The following is an 18,307-nucleotide window of genomic DNA, read 5'->3' on the forward strand; positions in this document are numbered from 1 at the left end:
GCGACAGCGGTTGTCCGGCTGATTTGTCGGCGGAGCTCCGTCAGCATCCAACCGTTCTCGGGCGACGCAACAAGGTCGTTGACAAGCAAATGCTTGAATAATAAGTTCGGTGACAGAACGAATTAATCCGAGGCCCGCCGTGAGCGATCTGCCGCGTATTTCCCGCCAGTTCTCGCAACGCTCCGTCATGGAGGCGATCGTCCAAGGCGGGCCGATATCGCGGGCCTCGATTTCCAAGCTCACCGGCCTTTCGAAGCAGACGATTTCGGAAATCGTACGTGGCCTCGAGCAGGAAGGCTGGGTACAGGAGACCGGACGCACCAGCGGCCATGTCGGGCGCTCCGCCGTCACCTATGAGCTCGTCCACGACGCCGCCTACATTATCGCTGTCGACCTGGGCGGCACCAAGGTGCGCGTGGCGCTGACCGACCTCGCCTGCCAGATCTTCGCCGAAGCGGCGACGCCGACCGATCCGCGCGGCGGCCAGTTCATCATCGACCAGATCGCGGCGCTCGCCTTCCAGGCTGCGGCCAGGGAGCGCATTCCCCGCAAGAAAATCCGCCTTGCCGTCATCGGCGCGCCGGGCGCGCCGGACCCCGCGACCGGCCGCATCCTGCTCGCGCCGAACATCGCCGGCTTCGACGCCATGAATGTGCTTGACGCCTTTGAGAAGGCGCTCGGCGTCGCGGTGATGATCGAGAACGACGTCAATCTCGCCGTGCTTGGCGAGAATTGGCTGGGCCAGGGCCAGGGTATCGACAATCTCGCCTATATCGCGCTTGGCACCGGCGTCGGCAGCGGCCTGATGCTGGGCGGCCATCTGGTGCGCGGCGCCACCCATGCGGCGGGCGAAATCGGTTTCATGCCGATCGGCGCCGATCCGTTCGCCGCGGAATCGCTGCGCACCGGCGCTTTCGAGCGGGCGGTGGCGACGCACGCAATGACCGAGCGCTACAGATTCCTGACCGGCACCCAGGTCGCGGTCCCCGCGATCTTCGAGAACGCCGCAACAGGCGACAAGGCAGCGCTCACAGTGCTCGACGAGACGGCGCGCTATCTGGCGCAAGGCATCGCCGCGATCGCCGCCGTCGCCAATCCGGAAAAGGTAATACTGGGCGGCTCGATCGGCCTCAGGCCGGAAATCCTCTCACGCGTCAAAGCCTTGATACCGCTCTGCTTCCCCTACCCTGTCACCGTCGAGGCGGGCGAGCTGGGCGCGCGGGCGGCGCTGATCGGCGCCGCCGCGATCGGCCTTGGCCAGTTGCACAACACGCTCTTCGGCGTCGACGCGCCGGACGGCCGGATTTCACTTCCCACCGCCCAGGCGGCTGCCCTGAAGGAGGTCGTGCTGTGACCGGCGACATCACAACCCGGCTGCGCGCCGCTCTCGATTCCGACCAGGCGCTGGCGCTGTTCAGGGGCGCGATCGGCCGCGACAGCATCACCGGCAATGAAGCGAATTTCGTCGACTTCCTCGAAGCGAAAATGCGCGAGCTGGGACTGAGCGGCTTGAGCCGCGCGGATTTCCTGCCCGGCAGGCCGAACATCTGGGGCGAGCGTAAGGGAACTGGCCAGGGCAAGCGCCTGTTGTTCATCGGTCATACCGACACCGTCCATGTCGACGGCTGGCGCGAGCATTGGGCCGGCACCGAGCGGGAGGACCCGTTCGGCGCGCCCATCGTCGACAACGCGGTCTGGGGCCGCGGCTCGGGCGATCTCAAGGCCGGCATCAGCGCCTCGCTGGCGGCGCTCTCGCTGCTCGACAAGGCCGGCATCCGCCTCAAGGGCGATGTCGCCTTCGCCTTCGTCGGCGATGAGGAAAGCGGCCAGCCCGGCACCGGCGTCTCCGCCGGCATCAAGCATTTCGTCGGCCGCATCGAGGCCGGCGAGGTCGCGGCGCCCGACTTCACCGTCTATGTCGAGCCGACGCGGCTTGCCGTCTACGCCGCGCAGATCGGCTTCTTCATCACCGACATCACGATCACCGGCAAGTCGGCCTATTTCGGCGTGCCGGAGCTCGGCAAGGATGCGCTGCGCGCCGCGCATGCCACAATGACGGCGCTCTGGAAGCATTCGGACGCGGTGGCTGCCCGCGCCGAGCACAAGCTCACCGGGCGCGGTTTCCTGCTGATCACCGGCCTCACCGGCGGCGGCTATATCGCCGTGCCCGAGCGATGCACGCTGTCGCTGATCCGCAAGCTCCTGCCGGGCGAGGACCTCGACACGGCCGCCGCCGAGATCGAGGCCGCGGTGCGCAGCGCGATCACCGACCCGGAGATCACCGTCGAGTTCGCCTATCCGGCCGGTCGCGACCACAGGCTGGGGGGCACCGCCGCCGAGATCGACGAGACGCGCGCCGAAGTCGCCCTGCTTTCGCAATCAATGGCAGGTGCCATGGGCGGACGCGGCGTGGTCGAGGGCGCGCCCTTCTGGTCGGAATCCTCGTTCTTCGTCAATCGGTTGGGCATTCCCGCGGTCTATTGCGCGCCCGGCGACATCCGCAACTGCCACACTTTCGAGGAGCACGTCGATGTCGAGGAATACCTCGCCGGCATCGTCGGCTTCGCAGCCTTCATGGCCCGCTATTGCGGCGTGGCCGACTGAACGACCAACCAAGCAGAAAATGGGAGACTGAAACATGCCGATGAAGAAATGGATTGCAGCCGCCCTGGCCAGCGGATTGATGCTCGCCGCCGGCGCGGCTCACGCCCAGACGGTCGGACCGCAGGGTGAGACCGCCACCCCGAGTTCCAGCCTGACACTAAGCGATGCCGACATCGCGGCGCTGAAGGACAAGGGCTACAAGGCAGCCCTTCTGTGGCACACCTCTTCCGACTTCACCAACGCGGTGACGGCGGGCGCCACCGACGAGTTCACCCGCGCCGGCATCTCGATCGCGGTCAAGACCGACGCGCAGTTCGACGCCGCCCGCCAGCGCAGCGACATCGAGACCGCGCTCGCCGCCAAGCCGAACGTCATCCTGGCGTTGCCGCTAGACCCTGTCACTTCCGCCGAAGCCTTCCGCCAAGCGGTCAAGGATGGCGTCAAGCTGGTGTTTCTGTCCAACCTGCCCAAGGATTACAAGCAAGGCACCGACTACGCCTCGATCGTCACCGACGATCTCTACCAGATGGGCAAACAGGCGGCCGATGCCATGGCCAAGGCTATCGGCGGCAAGGGCAAGGTCGGCTATATTTTCCACGACGCCAATTATTATGTCACCAACCAGCGCGACCAGTCCTTCAAGAAGACCATCGAGAAGGATTATCCAGACATCAAGGTCGTCGCCGAACAGGGCATTTCCGACCCGGCCCGTGCCGAGGAACTGGCCAATGCAATGCTGCTGCAGCATCCCGATCTCGACGGCATCTATGTAACCTGGGCCGAGCCGGCCGACGGCGTGCTTTCGGCGCTGCGCGGCGCCGGCAACACGCACACCAAGATCGTCACGCTCGATCTTGCCGAGCCGGTCGCCCTAGACATGGTCAAGGGCGGCAATGTCGCGGCACTCGTCGCCGATAAGGCCTATGAACTCGGCCGCGCCATGGCCGCCTCCGGCATGAAGTCCCTGCTCGGCCAGCAGACGCCCGCCTTCGTCGTGGCGCCGGCGCTGACCGTAACCAAGGAAAATGTCTCCCAGGGCTGGAAGGACTCGCTGAACCGCGATGCACCACAGTCGGTGCTCGACGCGGCCAAGTGAAGCCCACGCTCCGGCTCGGCTTACCGCGCCGGAGCTCTTCCTAAACAAAAAAGGGAACCGACATGCGCAAAGCATTGAGCATCATGACCGTATTGGCGAGCCTGTTCGCCGCTCACGCCTTCGCCGCCGAAGGCGTCACCACCGGCCCGAACGGCGAGAAGCCGGTTCCAGCGGCCTCGCTGACGCTGACAGAGGCGCAGGAGCAGCAGATCAAGGACGGCAAGTTCACCGCGGCTCTCGTCTGGCACGAGATGAGCGAGTACACCAACGCCGTCAACGCCGGCGCGCGCGACGAGTTCAAGCGTCTCGGCGTCGAAGTGGTGGCGCAGACCGACGCCGGCTTCGACGCCGCGCGCCAGAAAGCCGATGTCGAAACGGTGATGGCCAAGAAACCGTCGATCATCCTGTCGCTGCCGGTCGATCCGGCGACCGCCGCCTCGGTCTACGACCCGGCCCGACAGGCCGGCGTCAAGCTCGGCTTCGTCGACAATTGCCCGGCCGGCTACAAGCAGGGCACGGATTATGTCGCCATCGTTTCGGACGATCTCTTCCAGATGGGCAACAAGGCCGGCATCGCCATGGCCGAGGCGCTCGGCAAGAAGGGCAAGGTTGGCTACATCTTCCATGACGCCGACTTCTACGTCACCAACCAGCGCGACGGCGCCTTCAAGAAGACGATCGAACAGGATTATCCCGACATGAAGATCGCCGCCGAGGCTGGCATGGCCGACCCGGCGCGCAGCGAGGACATCGCGCAGGCGATGATCACCCAGCATCCGGACCTTGACGGCATCTATGTCACCTGGGCCGAGCCGGCTCTCAGCGTGCTCTCCGCATTGCGCGCCGCCGGCAACAAGCACACCAAGATCGTCACGCTCGACCTCAACGAACCGGCCGCGCTCGATATGGTCAAGGGCGGCAACATCGCGGCCCTTGTCGCCGACGAGGCCTACTCGATCGGCGTGACGCTGGCGCGTGCCTCGGCAGGTTCCCTGGTCGGCCTGAAGGCCGAGCCTTTCTATGCCGTCGATTCCATTGCCGTCACCAAGGAGACGGTGAAGGAAGGCTGGAAGAAGTCGCTCAACAGGGATGTGCCCGCGACCATCGCGGACGCCATGAAGTAAACGCCGTGGCAGGCTGCGAAGCACGCATCATCGGAGATCGAACATGTCCAGTGCCAACACCAGTACCGAGGTCGGCAGCCTCGCCAGCCGCTTCAATCTGCAGCAATATGTCGTCTATCTCGGCTTCCTGGCGATCTTCCTGTTCTTCGCTATCATGCTGCGGGACAGCGGCTTCCTCACCGTCCGCAACCTCTCCAACATCGTGCTGCAGACGGCGCCGGTGACGATCATGGCGATAGGCCTCGTCTTCGTCATGTCGGCCGGCGAGATCGATCTTTCGATCGGCTCGATCGTCGCGGTGGCGGCGCTCGCCGCCGCCGTCACCATCGCCTCCTATGGGATGGCGGCGGGCATCGTCGCCGGCCTGGGTGCGGGAATTCTGATCGGCCTCATCAACGGCGCGCTGGTCGCCTATGTAAGGCTGCCTTCCTTCCTGGTGACGCTGGCGACGATGGGCCTGTTCGCCGGTGTCTCGCGCTCGATGACCGATCTGCGTTCGATCTCGGTCACCGACGAGACCTTCACCGGTTTCTTCGGCTCGGGGTCGCTGCTCGGCGTGCCGTCGCTGATCTGGTGGACGGTCATCGCCATCGCCATCGGCCATCTCGTCTACCGTGAGACGCGTTTCGGCGCGCATGTGCTGGCGACCGGCGACAACGCCCGCGCGGCGAGCGTCTCGGGCATCAGCGTGCCCAAGATCAGGCTCGCCGTGCTCACCATCAGCGGCGGGCTCGCGGGGCTTGCCGGGCTGCTCTACGCAGGGCGCCTGCAAGCGGCGAAATACACGCTCGGCGAGACCGATCTGATGACGGTGATCGCCGCCGTCATCGTCGGCGGCACGCTGCTCAACGGCGGCAAGGGCTCGATCGTCGGCGCGCTCGTCGGCTCGCTGATGATGGGCATGCTGAACAACGGCCTGATCCTGATGGGCCTTTCGGTCTCCGACCAGATGATCGTGCGCGGCCTGATCATCCTCACCGCCGTCGCCGTGTCGCTGCGTGACAAATCCCGCTGAAGGAACCTTTCCATGTTTCTCGACGTTCTGCGCCGCCGCAACCCCGCCTTCATCGAGGCGGCGATCGGCCTTCATCAGCAGGGCAAGCTGCCGGCCAACGCCTATGTGCTCGATCTCGACACGGTTGAGCATAATGCGGCGGCCCTCAAGCAGGAAGCCGACCGGCTCGGCCTGAAGATATTCGCCATGACCAAGCAGGTGGGGCGCTCGAGCTCATTCTGCAAGGCGGTGATGCGCGGCGGCATCGAGCGCGCCGTCGCGGTCGACATGGCCTGCGCGCGCGCCACGCACAAGGCCGGGATGAAGCTCGGCCATCTCGGCCATTTGCAGCAGATAGCGAAATTCGAAGCGGAGGCGGCGGCGACCGCCTTCCAGCCGCATTACTGGACCGTCTTCAACGACACCAAGGCCGAGGAAGCAGGCAAGGGCGCCAAGGCCGCCGGCTATGTTCAGGACCTGCTCGCCCGCATCGCGGCCGAGGGAGACATTTTCTACCGCGGCCATGAAGGCGGCTTCGACGCCGGCGAGGTTGTCGGCGTCGCCGACCGGCTCGATGCCGTTCCGGGCGGCCGCTTTGCCGGTATCACCACCTTCCCTGCCCTGCTCTTCGACCATGCCGCGCGAAAAGTGTTGCCGACGCCCAATCTTGCAACGCTGAGCAAGGCCGCCGAGGCGCTGGCAAAATCTGGTCGCAAGGAAATCGAGATCAATGCGCCCGGCACCACATCCAGTGTGATGCTGGCAGCGCTGGGGGAAGCCGGCGCCACGCAGTGCGAACCTGGCAACGGCCTGCATGGCACCACGGCGCTGCATGTCATGGAAGACCTGCCGGAATTACCTGCCGTGCTCTATCTCACCGAGGTCTCGCATCTGTCGGGCGGCAAGGCCTACTGCTTCGGCGGCGGCTTCTATATCGACCCGATCTTCCCGGACTATGACGTCAAGGCGATCGTCTCGGCCGAGCCGACAGCGGCCGCCACAGCGCTCAAAAGCGTCGAGGTGCCGCCGCCTTCGGCGATCGACTACTACGCCATGATCGACGCTTCCGGCGCGAACGCCCCCAAACCCGGCGACAGCGCCATCTTCGGCTTCCGCGGCCAGGCCTTCGTCACCCGCGCCTATGTCGTCGGCGTCTCGGGTGTCTCGAAGGGCAATCCGAAGGTCGAAACCATCGAGAACGGCTTTGGCGAACCCTATGCCTGGCCTGTCTAGGAGATGACCATGAACGCGCCCATCCTGCAGCTTCAGGATATCCGCAAGAATTTCGGCGGCATCACCGCGATCGAGAACTTCTCGCTCGAAGTCTTTCCGGGCGAGATCGTGGCGCTTGTCGGCGACAACGGAGCCGGCAAGTCGACGCTGGTCAAGATCGTCTCGGGCGTGCATCCGCCTTCCTCCGGCACGATAGCCATCGACGGCAAGTCGGTGACGATGTCGAACGCCACCATGGGGCGCGCTTACGGCATCGAGGTGGTCTATCAGGATCTCGCCTTAGCCGACCAGCAGACCGTCTACATGAACATGTTCCTCGGCCGCGAGCCGCTGAACCGCTTCGGCCTGCTCGACCGCCGCCGCATGATCGCCGAGACGGAAAAGCTGGTGAAGGAGCTCGACGTACGCATCCCTTCCGCTCATGCCACCATCCGCGACCTCTCCGGCGGCCAGCGACAAGGCGTCGCGATCGCCAGGGCGACGCACTGGGCAAGCAAGCTGATCCTGCTCGACGAGCCGACTGCCGCCCTCGGCGTCGCCGAGACCGCCAAGGTGGAAGAAATCGTTCTGTCGCTAAAGCAGCGCAATGTCGGCATCCTGATCATCAGCCACAGCCTCGACCAGGTGTTCAAGCTGTCGGACCGCATCTGCGTCTTGAGGCGCGGCAAGCAGATCGGCGTGCGCGAGACGAAGAAGACCGACAAGAACGAGATCATCGCCATGATCACGGGCTTGCAGCAGCAATAGTGGCCTGGCCCTTGCCGGCCTAGGCGACGAGGTCGCTGCTGGGTATTTGTGTGGCAGGGACGAAATTGGCCTCCAGCCAGGCAATGGCGCTCGCGACATCTTCGATGGCGAAGCGCGCCGCGGTCTCGCCTTGCGGCTTGACGCGGATCGATATCCCACCCGCGGCGTTGACCGTGTCGAAGCCGTTCTCATCGGACGTATCGTCGCCAAGAAACACCGGACGCCTGCCGGTGAACGGATCGAGCTGCATGAAGCGCCGGATCGCGGCGCCCTTGGCCGCTTCCAGCGGCATCAGCTCGACGCCCGCATTGCCGGCGATCACGCGGTAGCCTTGCGGCAGGCGCGCGAGTGCCGCCTCGACCAATTCCGTCGCCCGCGCCAGAAGCTGCGGGGCGGCTCTCGTGTGGATGGCGAGCACCGGCCCCTTGCGCTCGACATAGACGGCCTTGCTTGCCAGCTCGAGTTCGATCTCGTCGGCAAGCGCCGCCATATCCGCCGGCTCGTCGGCGGCTTCGATCTTTCCGTCCGGTGCGAGCCTGTGTTCCAGCCCATAGAGGCCGGCGATCCGCAGTTTCAACGGGTCGAACAGATGGTCGACGGCTGCTATCGAGCGACCGGTGATGAAGGCGAGCGCACCGTCGAGCCGCCGCTCGATCCTCTCCAGGAGAATGCGCAACTCCTCGCTGACCGAGACGGCGTCGGGATGCGCCGCATGCTCCAGCAAGGTGCCGTCGATATCGAGGAAAAGCGCCCACCGGCCTTCGGGAAGCGGTGGGGTAAGGTCTGCCTGGATGTTCATCGGAATCCGACTGCCTGTTTGCGTTCGAACATGGAGACGACATTGTCGCCGGTGGGACCCGCCGGCCGGTCGTATAAGGCGGTGACCCTGTCGAGGTCGCCGCGCTTCCTCAGCCGCGCCGCGTCGAGCAGCATGCTGCCGGCCCAGCGATAGACATTGTTGTCACGCACGATCTCGCGCATGCGCCGCATGCGCTCACGCTGCTCGTCTGGCCCCATGGTCAGCGCTTGCAGCATCGCCTCGCTCATCATCGCCGCGTCGTAAGGATTGACGATCAGCGCCTCCAGCAGCTCGCGCGAGGCGCCGGCGAAGGTGCTGAGCAAAAGCACGCCCTGCTCGTCGTCGCGCGAAGCCACGAACTCCTTGGCCACGAGGTTCATACCGTCATGCAGGCTGGTGACCAGGCAGATGTCGGCCGCGCGATAGAGTTCATAGACCGCGGCCTGCGAATGATGTTCGGCCACCATGACCACCGGCCGGTAGGATTCATTGCCGTAGCGCTGGTTGAGCTCGTCGGCACAGCGCAGGCATTCCTCATACAGCTGCTTGTAGGCCGGCAACGTGCCCCGGCTCGGAGCCGCGATCTGCAGGAATACGACTTTACCCACCATTTCAGGATGGCGAATCAGCAGTTCCTCAAGCGCATGGAAGCGATCGAGGATGCCTTTGGTGTAATCGAGACGCTCGACGCCGACGCAAAGCTTGGCGCCGGCTGGAATTCTGAACCGCTTGCGCACGCGCGCCCGGCATTCCTCGACGCTGGGCAGGGCTTTCAGGAGCTCGACCGGCCATTCAATCGAGATCGGATAGGAATGCACCAGCGTCACCTGGCCGCCGTAGGAAATGGCGGCATCGGCTCGCTCAATGCGGCTTTCCATGAAGCGGTCGACGCTCTCGGTGAAGTTGTTGGCGTGGAACTGGGTGTGGAAGCCCACGATCGAACTGCCGAGCAGTCCGTCCAGGATGCGTTCGCGCCAGGGGCAGATGCTGAATACTTCCGAATTCGGCCAAGGGATATGCCAGAAGGTGATGACGATCGCCTCGGGCAGCCGCTCACGGATCATGCGCGGCAAGAGCGCGAAGTGGTAGTCCTGGACCAGCACGATCGGCCGCTCGTTGCGCGCCTCGGCAACCACCGTCTCGGCGAATTTGCGGTTGACGGCCTCATAGGCCTCCCAGTCCGACTCGCGAAAGATCGGCCGCGTGAACGCGATATGGCAGAGCGGCCACAGACCCTCATTGGCGAAGCCGAGATAGTAGCCTTGATATTCGTCGTCGCTCAGCCAGACCCGGCGCAGCGTGTAGGAGGGATGGCCAGGCGGCACTTGCACGCGGTCGTTTCCGTCGACCACGGTCCGGTCGGCGCTGCCGCCGCCATAGGCGATCCAGGTTCCGGCGCATGCGCGCGTGATCGGCTCCAGCGCGGAAACCAATCCGCTCGCCGGCACCACCAATTCGACTTCGCCGTCCTTGCACTCGTTGTGGATATACGGCTCGCGGTTGGAGACGACGATGACCTGCGCATCCGGCAGGTCCTCGGCAAGGATCTTGCGCAAGGTCTCCGGCGACCAGCTCACGAGAGCTGCATCCACCGACTGGCCGTTCTTCTCGAACTCGCGCAGCACCTTGCGCGCGGCCTCGGACGCAACATCATCGCCTGGTGGAACTGAGGCGCGAGCGTGCTGGCGCCGATGCCGAGAAACTGAAATGAAGATCGCCAGAGCGGAAAGTCCGAGGCTCGCGAGAATAAGGACCAAAAGCAGGTCGACGCCATATTGTGTCATTGAAGTGCCAGGTTGCCTCCGGCTGTCCGCTCTTTGTTTTTCATTCTTGCCGGCTGCGGACCGGTGAACCGGTTCAGGGTGTGCAACGCACAAACCGGCCATGGGTTCCGACATTTTTCGATTGTTGAACGCGGACTTGCGAGGCCTTCTTCTAAGTCCGCACGATAAGCGGCACCTGGCCTTCATGACGATCTGAAAGGAAGGCCACGACGCGGTCGCCGACCCGCTGGAAGGTGAGATCGACCGCCTTGTCGCCGACCGAGAGATGCCGGAGCGTGAGCGTGTCGATGCCGATCGGCAGCCTTGGCCGCGTGACGTGCAGTTCGCCTTCCCAGCCGTCAATCTCCAGGCCAAGGCAGGCCTGCATCAGCATGAAGGTAGAGCCCGCCGACCAGGCCTGCGGCAGGCAGGCGACGGGATAGGCGATCGGCGCCTCGCCGGGCGCGCGTGTGAAGCCGCAGAACAGTTCTGGCAGCCGCATGTTGAAATGCACGGCCGACTCGAACGTGCCGCTCATCAGTCGTACCACGCTGTCGCGCTCGCCGTAACGCGCCAGCCCCACGCCGCAAAGCGCGGTGTCATGCGGCCAGATCGAGCCGTTGTGGTAGGACATCGGATTGAAGAACACCGCATCGTCGGCGAGCGTCCGCAGCCCCCAGCCGGAATGGAAGGAGGCCGACAGCAACTGGTCGGCGACCAGCCTGGCGCGCTCGGGCTGCGGCAGCCCGACGAAAAGCAGGTGCCCGGCATTTGTTGTTCGAACCTTGCAGGGCTGGCCCTCGCCATCGATGGCCAGTGCATAGAAATTCAAGTCGTCCAGCCAGAAGTCGCGTTCCACGGCGACCCGCATTTCCTCGGCCCGGTTTTCCCAATGCTCGGCGTCCGCATATTCGCCGCGGCGGCGCGCGAGCGCCGCCAGGCCGCGGAAAGCAGCAAAGACATAACCCTGCACCTCGACCAGCGCGATCGGCCCCTTGGGGATGCGGCCGTCGGCGTGGAAGACCGAATCGAAACTGTCCTTCCAGCCCTGGTTGGCGAGACCGGACTCGGCGGCCCGCTGGTAGGTGACGAAACCGGTGGCCCGGCTCGCCTCCTCCGTCCACTCGGCGGCGGCTTTGAGCGAGGGCCAAAGCTTGTCGATGAAGGCCATGTCGCCGGTGCGGTCGGCATAGGCCGACGCCAGATGGATATAAAGCGGCGTGGTGTCGACACCGCCGTAATAGCGGCCGAACGGAAGCTCGCGCAGCGCCGCCATCTCGCCCTTGCGCGTCTCATGCATGATCTTGCCGGGCTGGGAATCGCTGAAAGGCAAGGTCTCCGTCGCCTGGTGCTCGGCGAGAAAAGCCAACACACCGCGCGCCAGTCCGGGATTGAGCCAAAGCATCTGCAGGCTCGAGATCACGCCGTCGCGGCCGAACGCGGTCGAAAACCACGGGATGCCCGCATAGGGATAGGGCCCGGTCGAAAGCTCGGTGGTGAGCAGAGCCACATCGGCGCGGGCGCGCTCGACCCAATCGTTGAACACGCGCCCCGAACTATGCACCGTGGCGCCGTGCCTTCGCTTGGCGCGCATGCCGAACCGCGCGCGTGCCGCCGCGGCGCGGAAGCGGTCGCGATCGGGCGCGTCTGCGATCGCGGGGCCGACCTCGACATAAAGCACCTTTTGACTGCGCTTGGTCACGGCGATGAGGAAATCGGCGCGATTGTCGCTCAGCTGGTCAGGCGCCTGCGAAAAGGAGATCGCGGAAAGCCGCGGCAGACCGTCGAGGCCGTCATAGCCGAGCAGGACCGAGGTCTTGTCAGTCTTGGCGATATGCGTGGTGCCCCGCTTCACCCGGGTCGAGCCGCGCACCTCGAACATGTCGCGAAAGTCGGCGGCGAAATGCAGCGAGGCGGTGATGGTGGAATGCTCGCGGCTGTAGTTGGAAAGCGTGATGCGCTCGAACAGCCTGTCCTGCCAGATCAGCCTGACACGCTCGATATGGATCGCGCCCTGCGGGATATCGCGGCCGACGGCACTTTGGATCGGCAGGTTGGTCAGGTTCGATGTGAACAGCACATTGTCCTGGCTGAGCGAGGCGCCGAGAAGCGACATCTGCCTGCCGCCGATGGTCAGCCGGAATTCGGACAGCACGCGCGTGTCATCGCGGAAGAAGCCGTCGCCGGCGCCCCTGATGTCGCCATAGGCGTCGGCGACGGCGAAGCAGTCGCCCTGCTTGAGCGCAAAAAGCCGGTGCGGTTCGCGCGGCGCCGTCTCGTCAAGTGAGGAAAGGGCCACGGCAGGATCGAGCTTGCGCTCGTCGAGCTCCGTCATTCGTCACCTCTTTGGTTGCCCCGCCCTAGAGCATGATGCCGAAAAGTGTGAAGCGGTTTTCGGACGACATCATGCTCTATCTCTTTGATTTAGAGCCGGATTCAGATTTCAGGTCGAACAGACCTGAAATCATCCGGCTCCAGGCAGTCAAGGTCAGGAGGCCTTGGCCTCCGGCACGCCGGTCAGACGCATATAGGCAGAAAGGTAGTCGCACGCCATTCTTGTCGCCGAGAACCTTGTCTCGAAGACTGCCCTCACCTGCCGCCGGTCGAGTTCGAGAAGCGCCGGCATCGATGCGACCGCATCGCCGACATTATCCACGACGAAGCCGGTGACGCCATTGTCGACGATCTCCGGCAGGGCACCGTTGTTCCAGGCGATCACCGGGGTGCCGCAGGCCATGGCCTCGATCGCGACGAGCCCGAACGGCTCCGGCCAGTCGATGGGGAACAGGAGACCTGCCGCGTTGCCAAGAAACCTGGCCTTCTCGTTTTCCGTGATCTCGCCGACATAGTCGATGCGGTCGCCATCGATGAGCGCCTCGATGTTGTCGCGGAAATAAGCGCGGTCGTCGTCGCCGATCTTGGCCGCCAGCTTCAACTTCAACCCGGACCGCCGCGCGATCTCGATGGCCCGGTCCGGCCGCTTGTCGCGGGACAGGCGTCCGAGGAAAGCCAGATACGGCTCTTCCGCTTGCGGCTGATAAGTCGGCTGATAGGCATTGAGCGGCAGTCCGTGATGGATCGTGGCGAGCCAATTCGCATCAGGCAGGCCGCGCTTCTGGCTGTGTGAAATCGAGATCATCGGGAAACGCGGGAAACGTTGGTAGGCCGGCGCCAGATCGACGTAGTCGAGCCGGCCATGCGGCGTCGTCACGGTCCGTCCCGCGATCTCTTCGAAGAATGGAAAATGCAGGAAGTGGCTGAGATGGAAATGGATGACGTCGAACTCGCCGGCGCGCTCGCGCACATCGGCGAGCATAGCCAGATGCGCGGCGATCTCCGATTTCTTCGGCCTCGCGTCGAGGCGGATCGCCTGGTCGCGACCTGACACCAGCCGCGCCGATGTCTCGCTGTCGCCGCTCGCGAACAGCGTCACGTCATGCCCGAGCCCGACCAGTGCTTCGGTGATGTAGAAGACGATCCGCTCGGTGCCGCCATAAAGTTTCGGCGGCACGGATTCGTAGAGCGGCGCGACATGGGCTATGCGCATCGGGTCCCTCGACTGCTGACGCGAAGCAAAATGCGTCAGCCGCGAGATCGTTCCTGCCCAAATGGTCGCGGGTTAGAGCAATTCCAGGAAAAGTGCGAAGCGGTTTTCCGTCCGGAATTGCATAAAACAATCTAGACTTAGGACTTGCGACCACGCCGCGCCAGCGTGTTCACCACCACCAAATTCCGACGTCGCAATGCAAGCCTACGGGCTGGCCCAAGCCTTTGCCAATTGCTCAGCGTCAGTATAATTAAATCAACTTGATTTTCTAAATTAGCAATCTACAGTTTCCGTGACTGGTAACGACCGCATGACCCTCAAAAAAGCCATCTCCGGCACAAATCTCGAGCAGGCGAAATCGCACAATCGGCGCGTTGTGATCGAAGCGATCCGCGTCAACGGCGCGCTGTCGCGGGCGGCGATCGCGAGGCTGACGGCGCTGTCGTCGCAGACCATCTCCAATATCGTCGAGGAATTGGAAGCGGCCGGGCTGCTGCGTCCTGAAGCAACGCTCAAAGGCGCGCGCGGCCAGCCTGCCGTTCCCTACTCCATCAATCCGGATGGCGGTTATTCGATCGGCCTGCAGCTCGACCATCAGCTAGCCGTCGGCGTCGTCACAGATCTTTCCGGCACCATGCGCGCACGCATCGAGAGGCATGTCGACCGGCCGACTCCCACTGAGGCCATGCCCCTGCTCGCCGCGATCTCAAGCGATCTGATCGCAACCTGCCGACTGGACCGGACAAGACTGCTTGGCGCCGGCATGGCGATGCCCGGGCCGTTCGGCGTCGAAGGCATAACGTCGGTCGGCCCGACGGCCCTTCCGGGCTGGCACGACTTTCCGGTGGCCGACGAACTGGAACGGCTCACGGGCATCACCGTCACCGTCGAGAACGACGCCACGGCGGCGGCCATCGGCGAGCGGCTTTATGGCGTTGCACGCAAGCTCGGCAGCTTCGTCTATCTCTTCATCGGCACGGGCCTCGGCGCCGGCCTTTTCCTCAACGGCCATCTCTACAAGGGCTCTCGCCACAATGCCGGCGAGATCGGCCACATCATCGTCAAGCCAGGCGGCCTGCCCTGCGATTGTGGCAAGCGCGGCTGCCTCGAGCGCTACGTCTCGCTGCGCGCTGCCTATGACAAGCTCGACCTGCCGGATCCCGACCATGCCTCTCCCGACCTGCTGGAAGAGCTCTTGGCAAAGGGCGACAGCCGGTTCGAAGCCTGGCTCGCCGAGGCGGTCGATCCGCTCCGGCAGGCGATCGATATCCTGGAAATGGCGCTCGATCCCGAGACCATCGTGCTCGGCGGCTTCATGCCGCTGCCTGTGATCGAGGCGCTGGCCGGCCGGCTCGAACCGCTCCATCTCTCGGTGAGCTCGACCAGGGCCCGCGTCGCGCCACGCGTCGTGGTGGGCGCCGCGGGAAAGGACACCTCCGTCCTCGGCGCCGCGGCCTTGCCGATCTTTTCGGAAACCAATCCGCAGTTCGACGTGCTGCAGAAGCCGGTGTGCTAAAAGCAATTCCGGGAAAAGTGTGACCCGGTCAGGCTCGGCGGCTTCGCCGTAGCCTTCCGTCCGGAATTGCGTCGAAACAAAATGCTATCGCGTCTGGCGTCCGGTCAGCCGCTCGAGGCCGAGCAGCAGCAGCAGCGTCACGGCGACGAGCACCATCGTCAGCGCCGCGCCCGCGAAGACATCGCCGCGATCGGTCAGGCTGAAGATCGAGACCGGCAGCGTCACCCAGCCCGGCGGATAGACCATGACGGTGGCGCCGAGCTCGCCCATCGACAGCGCGAAGCTCAGGCCGAAGGCGGCAACCAGATAGGGCGCCAGCAAGGGCAGCGTCACATGCCAAAGCCGGTAGGCCGGACGGGCGCCGAGGCTCGACGCCACCTGTTCGAAATCGGGCGAGAGCCGCGCCAGCCCGGCTGAGACATTGCCGAAGGTGAAGGCCGAGATCAGCACGAAATGCGCGACCATGACGATGGCGATCGTGCCGTTGAGGAGCAGCGGCGGGTGGCTGAAGGCCACCAGCAGGCCGAGGCCTACGGACACCGAAGGTACGGCGCTGGGGATGAAGAAGAGCACGCCGAGCACCTTGGCCAGAGTGGCGTCCTGGATACGCAGCGCAAGCGCTGCCCAGGTGCCGCTGACCAGCGCCAGTGCGCTGGCCAGGAAGCCGGTGACGAAGCTCGTCTTCACCGCCTTCCACGCGGCGCCTTGCGCGACGTCGGTATAGTGCTCGACCGTCAGTCCGCTCGGCAGCACGCCGTTCCACTGGTCGGCCAGGCTGGAGAGCAGGATCACGGCGAGCGGAGCCAGGAACAAGACGCCGAACAACAGCGCGAAGACTGTCCAGATCAGCATGCGACCGGGGCGCGACCAGACCAGCATCTTTATGTTCCCAGCCGGCCGGCGGCGAACCGGTAGAGGCCGAACAGCCCCAGCGACAGCGCGATGTTGATGACGGCGATGATGCAGGCGACCTGATAGGCCGATTCCTGGATCGCCTTGCTGTAGATGAGCAGCGGCAAAGTGATGACGCCCTTGGCGCCGATGAACAGCACGATGCCGAATTCGTTGACCGTCAACAAAAGGCAGAGGCTGCCGCCGGCAATCAGCGCCGGAACGGCGGCGGGCAGAATGACCTGGCGAACGATGCGGAACGGCCGCGCGCCAAGCACGCTCGCCGCTTCGATCTGGCCGCGATCAACCAGCGAAAACGCGGCGAGCAGCGGACGCAGCACGAAGGGCGAGTAGACGGTGACCTCGGCCAGGACCACGCCCCAGGTCGAGTAGAGGAAGTTGACGGGCGGCGCCTGCAGCGAGAACACTTCCATCAGCCCGGCGTTGAGCATGCCGGCCGAGCCGTAGAGGAAGGTGAAGGCAAGCGTCACCAGGAAGGTCGGCAAGGCGATGAAGGTGTCGATCAGCCGGGCGATCATGCCGCTGCCGGGAAACGGCACGAAGGCGAGGATCAATCCCAGCACCAGCCCGACGATCAGGCATCCGGCCGTCGCGGCGACCGAAATGGTGATGGTGTTGATGAGCGCGTTGAGGAAGAAGCGCGCATGTAGCACACGCACGAATTCGGCGACATTGGCCATGCCGCTGTCGTCGGTAAAAGCCTGCTGGACGATCAGCACCAGCGGATAGAAGAACAGCAGCGCCAGCAGCGCCGCCGGCGGCACGATCCAGAGCCGGCCGGGCACCTTTCTGGTTATCGGCGCGGCAAGGACGGCCGCGTCAGCCACGGACGTCTTCCGGAACGAGCGAGGTGTCGCCGGGCGTGAAGAACAGCGGCATCGCCGAGCCGCGCTCCGGCAGGCTCACCGGCAGCCTGGTCGCCGAGACGCGCACCGGCGTGCCGTCGACATCGAGCACCAGATGGGTGAGTTCGCCCTGCCAGTGCACTTCCTTCAGTGTGCCGACGATTCGGTTGGTGTGTTCCTTGTCGCCGGTGAGGCTCAGATGCTGCGGCCTGATGCAGAGCAAGGTTTTGTCGCCGGGCTTCTCGCTGCGTCCCGCGCCAGCAAGCACGGCATCGCCGAGCTTGGCCTTGGCGAACCCCTTTGGCCCGTCGGCTCCTTCCGCGACGGTCACCGGCAAAAGATTGGCGCGGCCGAGGAACTCGGCCGTGAAGCGGTTCGGCGGCCGGCGGTATAGTTCCGCCGTCGGGCCGTGCGAAGACACCCTTCCGTCGCGCATGATGGCGATCTTGTCGGCAAGCGTCAGCGCTTCGGTCTGGTCGTGGGTGACATAGAGGATCGTCAGTCCAGGCAGGTCGCGATGCAGCTTGGCGATCTCCTCGACCATGTTGCGCCTGATCTGCGCGTCGAGCGCCGAAAGCGGCTCATCGAGCAGGAGCACGCGCGGCCTGACCGCAAGCGCCCGCGCAATGGCGACACGCTGCTGCTGGCCGCCGGAAAGCTCCCGTGGATAGCGCTTGGCAAAGCCTGACATGCCGACGGTCGCAAGCGAGTCCTTGACGCGCTCGGCAACCAGCGCCTTGTCGGCGCCTTGGGCTCTCAGACCAAAGGCGACGTTGTCTTCGACCCGCATATGCGGAAACAACGCGTAGTTCTGCACCACCATGCCGAGCCCGCGCTCATAGGGCGGGAGATCGGTCACGTCGGTGGCGCCGATACGGATGCGGCCGCTGGCCGGCCTGACGAAACCGGCGACGGCCCGGAGCGCCGTCGTCTTGCCGGAGCCGGAGGGCCCGATCATCGCCAGGATCTCGCCCGGCGCGATGTCGAGCGTCAGCGGATGCAGCACGACATGCCCGCCATAGGCGACGCTGACCTTGTCGAAGTGAACGTTGGAGCCGGCGCCGCGAATTTTCGCGGCGTCGACGTCCATGACATTGCTTCCCGTGAAAGCGGGCACCGACATGGTT

Annotated in this window: 15 protein-coding genes; 8 read left to right on the plus strand and 7 right to left on the minus strand. The window is 64.7% G+C overall.

All coding sequences use genetic code 11. The features are described from left to right. Window positions 1-139 precede the first annotated feature (139 nt). The 7 genes from FJW10_RS09000 to FJW10_RS09030 all read left to right on the plus strand — a co-directional run bounded on the left by FJW10_RS09000 (window position 140) and on the right by FJW10_RS09030 (window position 7,798). Window positions 140-1,354, plus strand: coding sequence for an ROK family transcriptional regulator (locus tag FJW10_RS09000; RefSeq protein WP_140899809.1), 1,215 nt, complete (start codon window positions 140-142; stop codon window positions 1,352-1,354). Next, window positions 1,351-2,604 carry a M20/M25/M40 family metallo-hydrolase gene (locus FJW10_RS09005; protein WP_140899810.1) on the plus strand — a complete coding sequence of 418 codons (1,254 nt, stop codon included), beginning with the start codon at window positions 1,351-1,353 and terminating at the stop codon, window positions 2,602-2,604. Before FJW10_RS09000 ends, FJW10_RS09005 begins: the two co-directional genes overlap by 4 nt. A gap of 34 nt (window positions 2,605-2,638) precedes the next feature. Continuing rightward, a complete protein-coding gene (locus FJW10_RS09010) occupies window positions 2,639-3,700 on the plus strand; it encodes a substrate-binding domain-containing protein (protein ID WP_140899811.1) in 1,062 nt (353 codons plus the stop codon). A 62-nt stretch (window positions 3,701-3,762) separates the two neighbouring features. Beyond that, entirely contained in the window at window positions 3,763-4,824 is a 1,062-nt protein-coding gene (locus FJW10_RS09015) for a substrate-binding domain-containing protein (RefSeq protein ID WP_140899812.1), read from the plus strand. A 43-nt stretch (window positions 4,825-4,867) separates the two neighbouring features. Beyond that, window positions 4,868-5,839, plus strand: a complete 972-nt coding sequence (locus tag FJW10_RS09020; RefSeq protein ID WP_140899813.1) for an ABC transporter permease — start codon at window positions 4,868-4,870, stop codon at window positions 5,837-5,839. A 12-nt stretch (window positions 5,840-5,851) separates the two neighbouring features. After that, entirely contained in the window at window positions 5,852-7,051 is a 1,200-nt protein-coding gene (locus FJW10_RS09025) for an alanine racemase (protein WP_140899814.1), read from the plus strand. 9 nt (window positions 7,052-7,060) lie between these two features. Further along, complete coding sequence (locus FJW10_RS09030) at window positions 7,061-7,798, plus strand: ATP-binding cassette domain-containing protein (protein WP_181177469.1); 738 nt, start codon at window positions 7,061-7,063, stop codon at window positions 7,796-7,798. Window positions 7,799-7,817: 19 nt separating this feature from the next. Here FJW10_RS09030 and otsB read toward each other — a convergent pair whose 3' ends face one another. The 4 genes from otsB to FJW10_RS09050 form a co-directional block, all read right to left on the minus strand. After that, window positions 7,818-8,597 (minus strand): trehalose-phosphatase, encoded by a 780-nt coding sequence (gene otsB, locus FJW10_RS09035; protein ID WP_140828676.1) that lies wholly within the window; start codon window positions 8,595-8,597, stop codon window positions 7,818-7,820. Then, window positions 8,594-10,381 (minus strand): trehalose-6-phosphate synthase, encoded by a 1,788-nt coding sequence (locus tag FJW10_RS09040; protein ID WP_140828674.1) that lies wholly within the window; start codon window positions 10,379-10,381, stop codon window positions 8,594-8,596. The genes otsB and FJW10_RS09040 overlap by 4 nt, the downstream gene beginning before the upstream one ends. A 151-nt stretch (window positions 10,382-10,532) precedes the next feature. After that, window positions 10,533-12,695 (minus strand): amylo-alpha-1,6-glucosidase, encoded by a 2,163-nt coding sequence (locus FJW10_RS09045; RefSeq protein ID WP_140899816.1) that lies wholly within the window; start codon window positions 12,693-12,695, stop codon window positions 10,533-10,535. 153 nt (window positions 12,696-12,848) lie between these two features. Further along, entirely contained in the window at window positions 12,849-13,907 is a 1,059-nt protein-coding gene (locus FJW10_RS09050) for a glycosyltransferase family 4 protein (protein WP_140899817.1), read from the minus strand. A gap of 310 nt (window positions 13,908-14,217) precedes the next feature. Between FJW10_RS09050 and FJW10_RS09055 the strand changes: the two genes are divergently transcribed. Beyond that, a complete protein-coding gene (locus tag FJW10_RS09055; protein ID WP_140899818.1) occupies window positions 14,218-15,423 on the plus strand; it encodes an ROK family transcriptional regulator in 1,206 nt (401 codons plus the stop codon). Window positions 15,424-15,507: 84 nt separating this feature from the next. Here FJW10_RS09055 and FJW10_RS09060 read toward each other — a convergent pair whose 3' ends face one another. From FJW10_RS09060 to FJW10_RS09070, 3 genes are read right to left on the minus strand one after another with little or no spacing between them, the layout of a single operon-like run. Next, window positions 15,508-16,302 carry an ABC transporter permease subunit gene (locus FJW10_RS09060; RefSeq protein ID WP_140899819.1) on the minus strand — a complete coding sequence of 265 codons (795 nt, stop codon included), beginning with the start codon at window positions 16,300-16,302 and terminating at the stop codon, window positions 15,508-15,510. A 2-nt stretch (window positions 16,303-16,304) separates the two neighbouring features. Further along, entirely contained in the window at window positions 16,305-17,162 is an 858-nt protein-coding gene (locus FJW10_RS09065; RefSeq protein ID WP_140899820.1) for a 2-aminoethylphosphonate ABC transporter permease subunit, read from the minus strand. Continuing rightward, complete coding sequence (locus FJW10_RS09070) at window positions 17,155-18,303, minus strand: ATP-binding cassette domain-containing protein (protein ID WP_140899821.1); 1,149 nt, start codon at window positions 18,301-18,303, stop codon at window positions 17,155-17,157. The genes FJW10_RS09065 and FJW10_RS09070 overlap by 8 nt, the downstream gene beginning before the upstream one ends. Window positions 18,304-18,307: the final 4 nt, after the last annotated feature.

Origin of the sequence: Mesorhizobium sp. B4-1-1 (assembly GCF_006439375.1) — a bacterium.
Classification (GTDB): domain Bacteria; phylum Pseudomonadota; class Alphaproteobacteria; order Rhizobiales; family Rhizobiaceae; genus Mesorhizobium.

Excerpts from the sequence above, each read along its gene's own strand:
- FJW10_RS09010 (WP_140899811.1), top strand. The coding sequence starts at position 2,639 with ATGCCGATGAAGAAATGGATTGCAGCCGCCCTGGCCAGCGGATTGATG.
- FJW10_RS09015 (WP_140899812.1), top strand. The coding sequence starts at position 3,763 with ATGCGCAAAGCATTGAGCATCATGACCGTATTGGCGAGCCTGTTCGCC.
- FJW10_RS09020 (WP_140899813.1), top strand. The coding sequence starts at position 4,868 with ATGTCCAGTGCCAACACCAGTACCGAGGTCGGCAGCCTCGCCAGCCGC.
- FJW10_RS09025 (WP_140899814.1), top strand. The coding sequence starts at position 5,852 with ATGTTTCTCGACGTTCTGCGCCGCCGCAACCCCGCCTTCATCGAGGCG.
- FJW10_RS09030 (WP_181177469.1), top strand. The coding sequence starts at position 7,061 with ATGAACGCGCCCATCCTGCAGCTTCAGGATATCCGCAAGAATTTCGGC.
- otsB (WP_140828676.1), bottom strand. The coding sequence starts at position 8,597 with ATGAACATCCAGGCAGACCTTACCCCACCGCTTCCCGAAGGCCGGTGG.
- FJW10_RS09040 (WP_140828674.1), bottom strand. The coding sequence starts at position 10,381 with ATGACACAATATGGCGTCGACCTGCTTTTGGTCCTTATTCTCGCGAGC.
- FJW10_RS09045 (WP_140899816.1), bottom strand. The coding sequence starts at position 12,695 with ATGACGGAGCTCGACGAGCGCAAGCTCGATCCTGCCGTGGCCCTTTCC.
- FJW10_RS09050 (WP_140899817.1), bottom strand. The coding sequence starts at position 13,907 with ATGCGCATAGCCCATGTCGCGCCGCTCTACGAATCCGTGCCGCCGAAA.
- FJW10_RS09055 (WP_140899818.1), top strand. The coding sequence starts at position 14,218 with ATGACCCTCAAAAAAGCCATCTCCGGCACAAATCTCGAGCAGGCGAAA.
- FJW10_RS09060 (WP_140899819.1), bottom strand. The coding sequence starts at position 16,302 with ATGCTGGTCTGGTCGCGCCCCGGTCGCATGCTGATCTGGACAGTCTTC.
- FJW10_RS09070 (WP_140899821.1), bottom strand. The coding sequence starts at position 18,303 with ATGTCGGTGCCCGCTTTCACGGGAAGCAATGTCATGGACGTCGACGCC.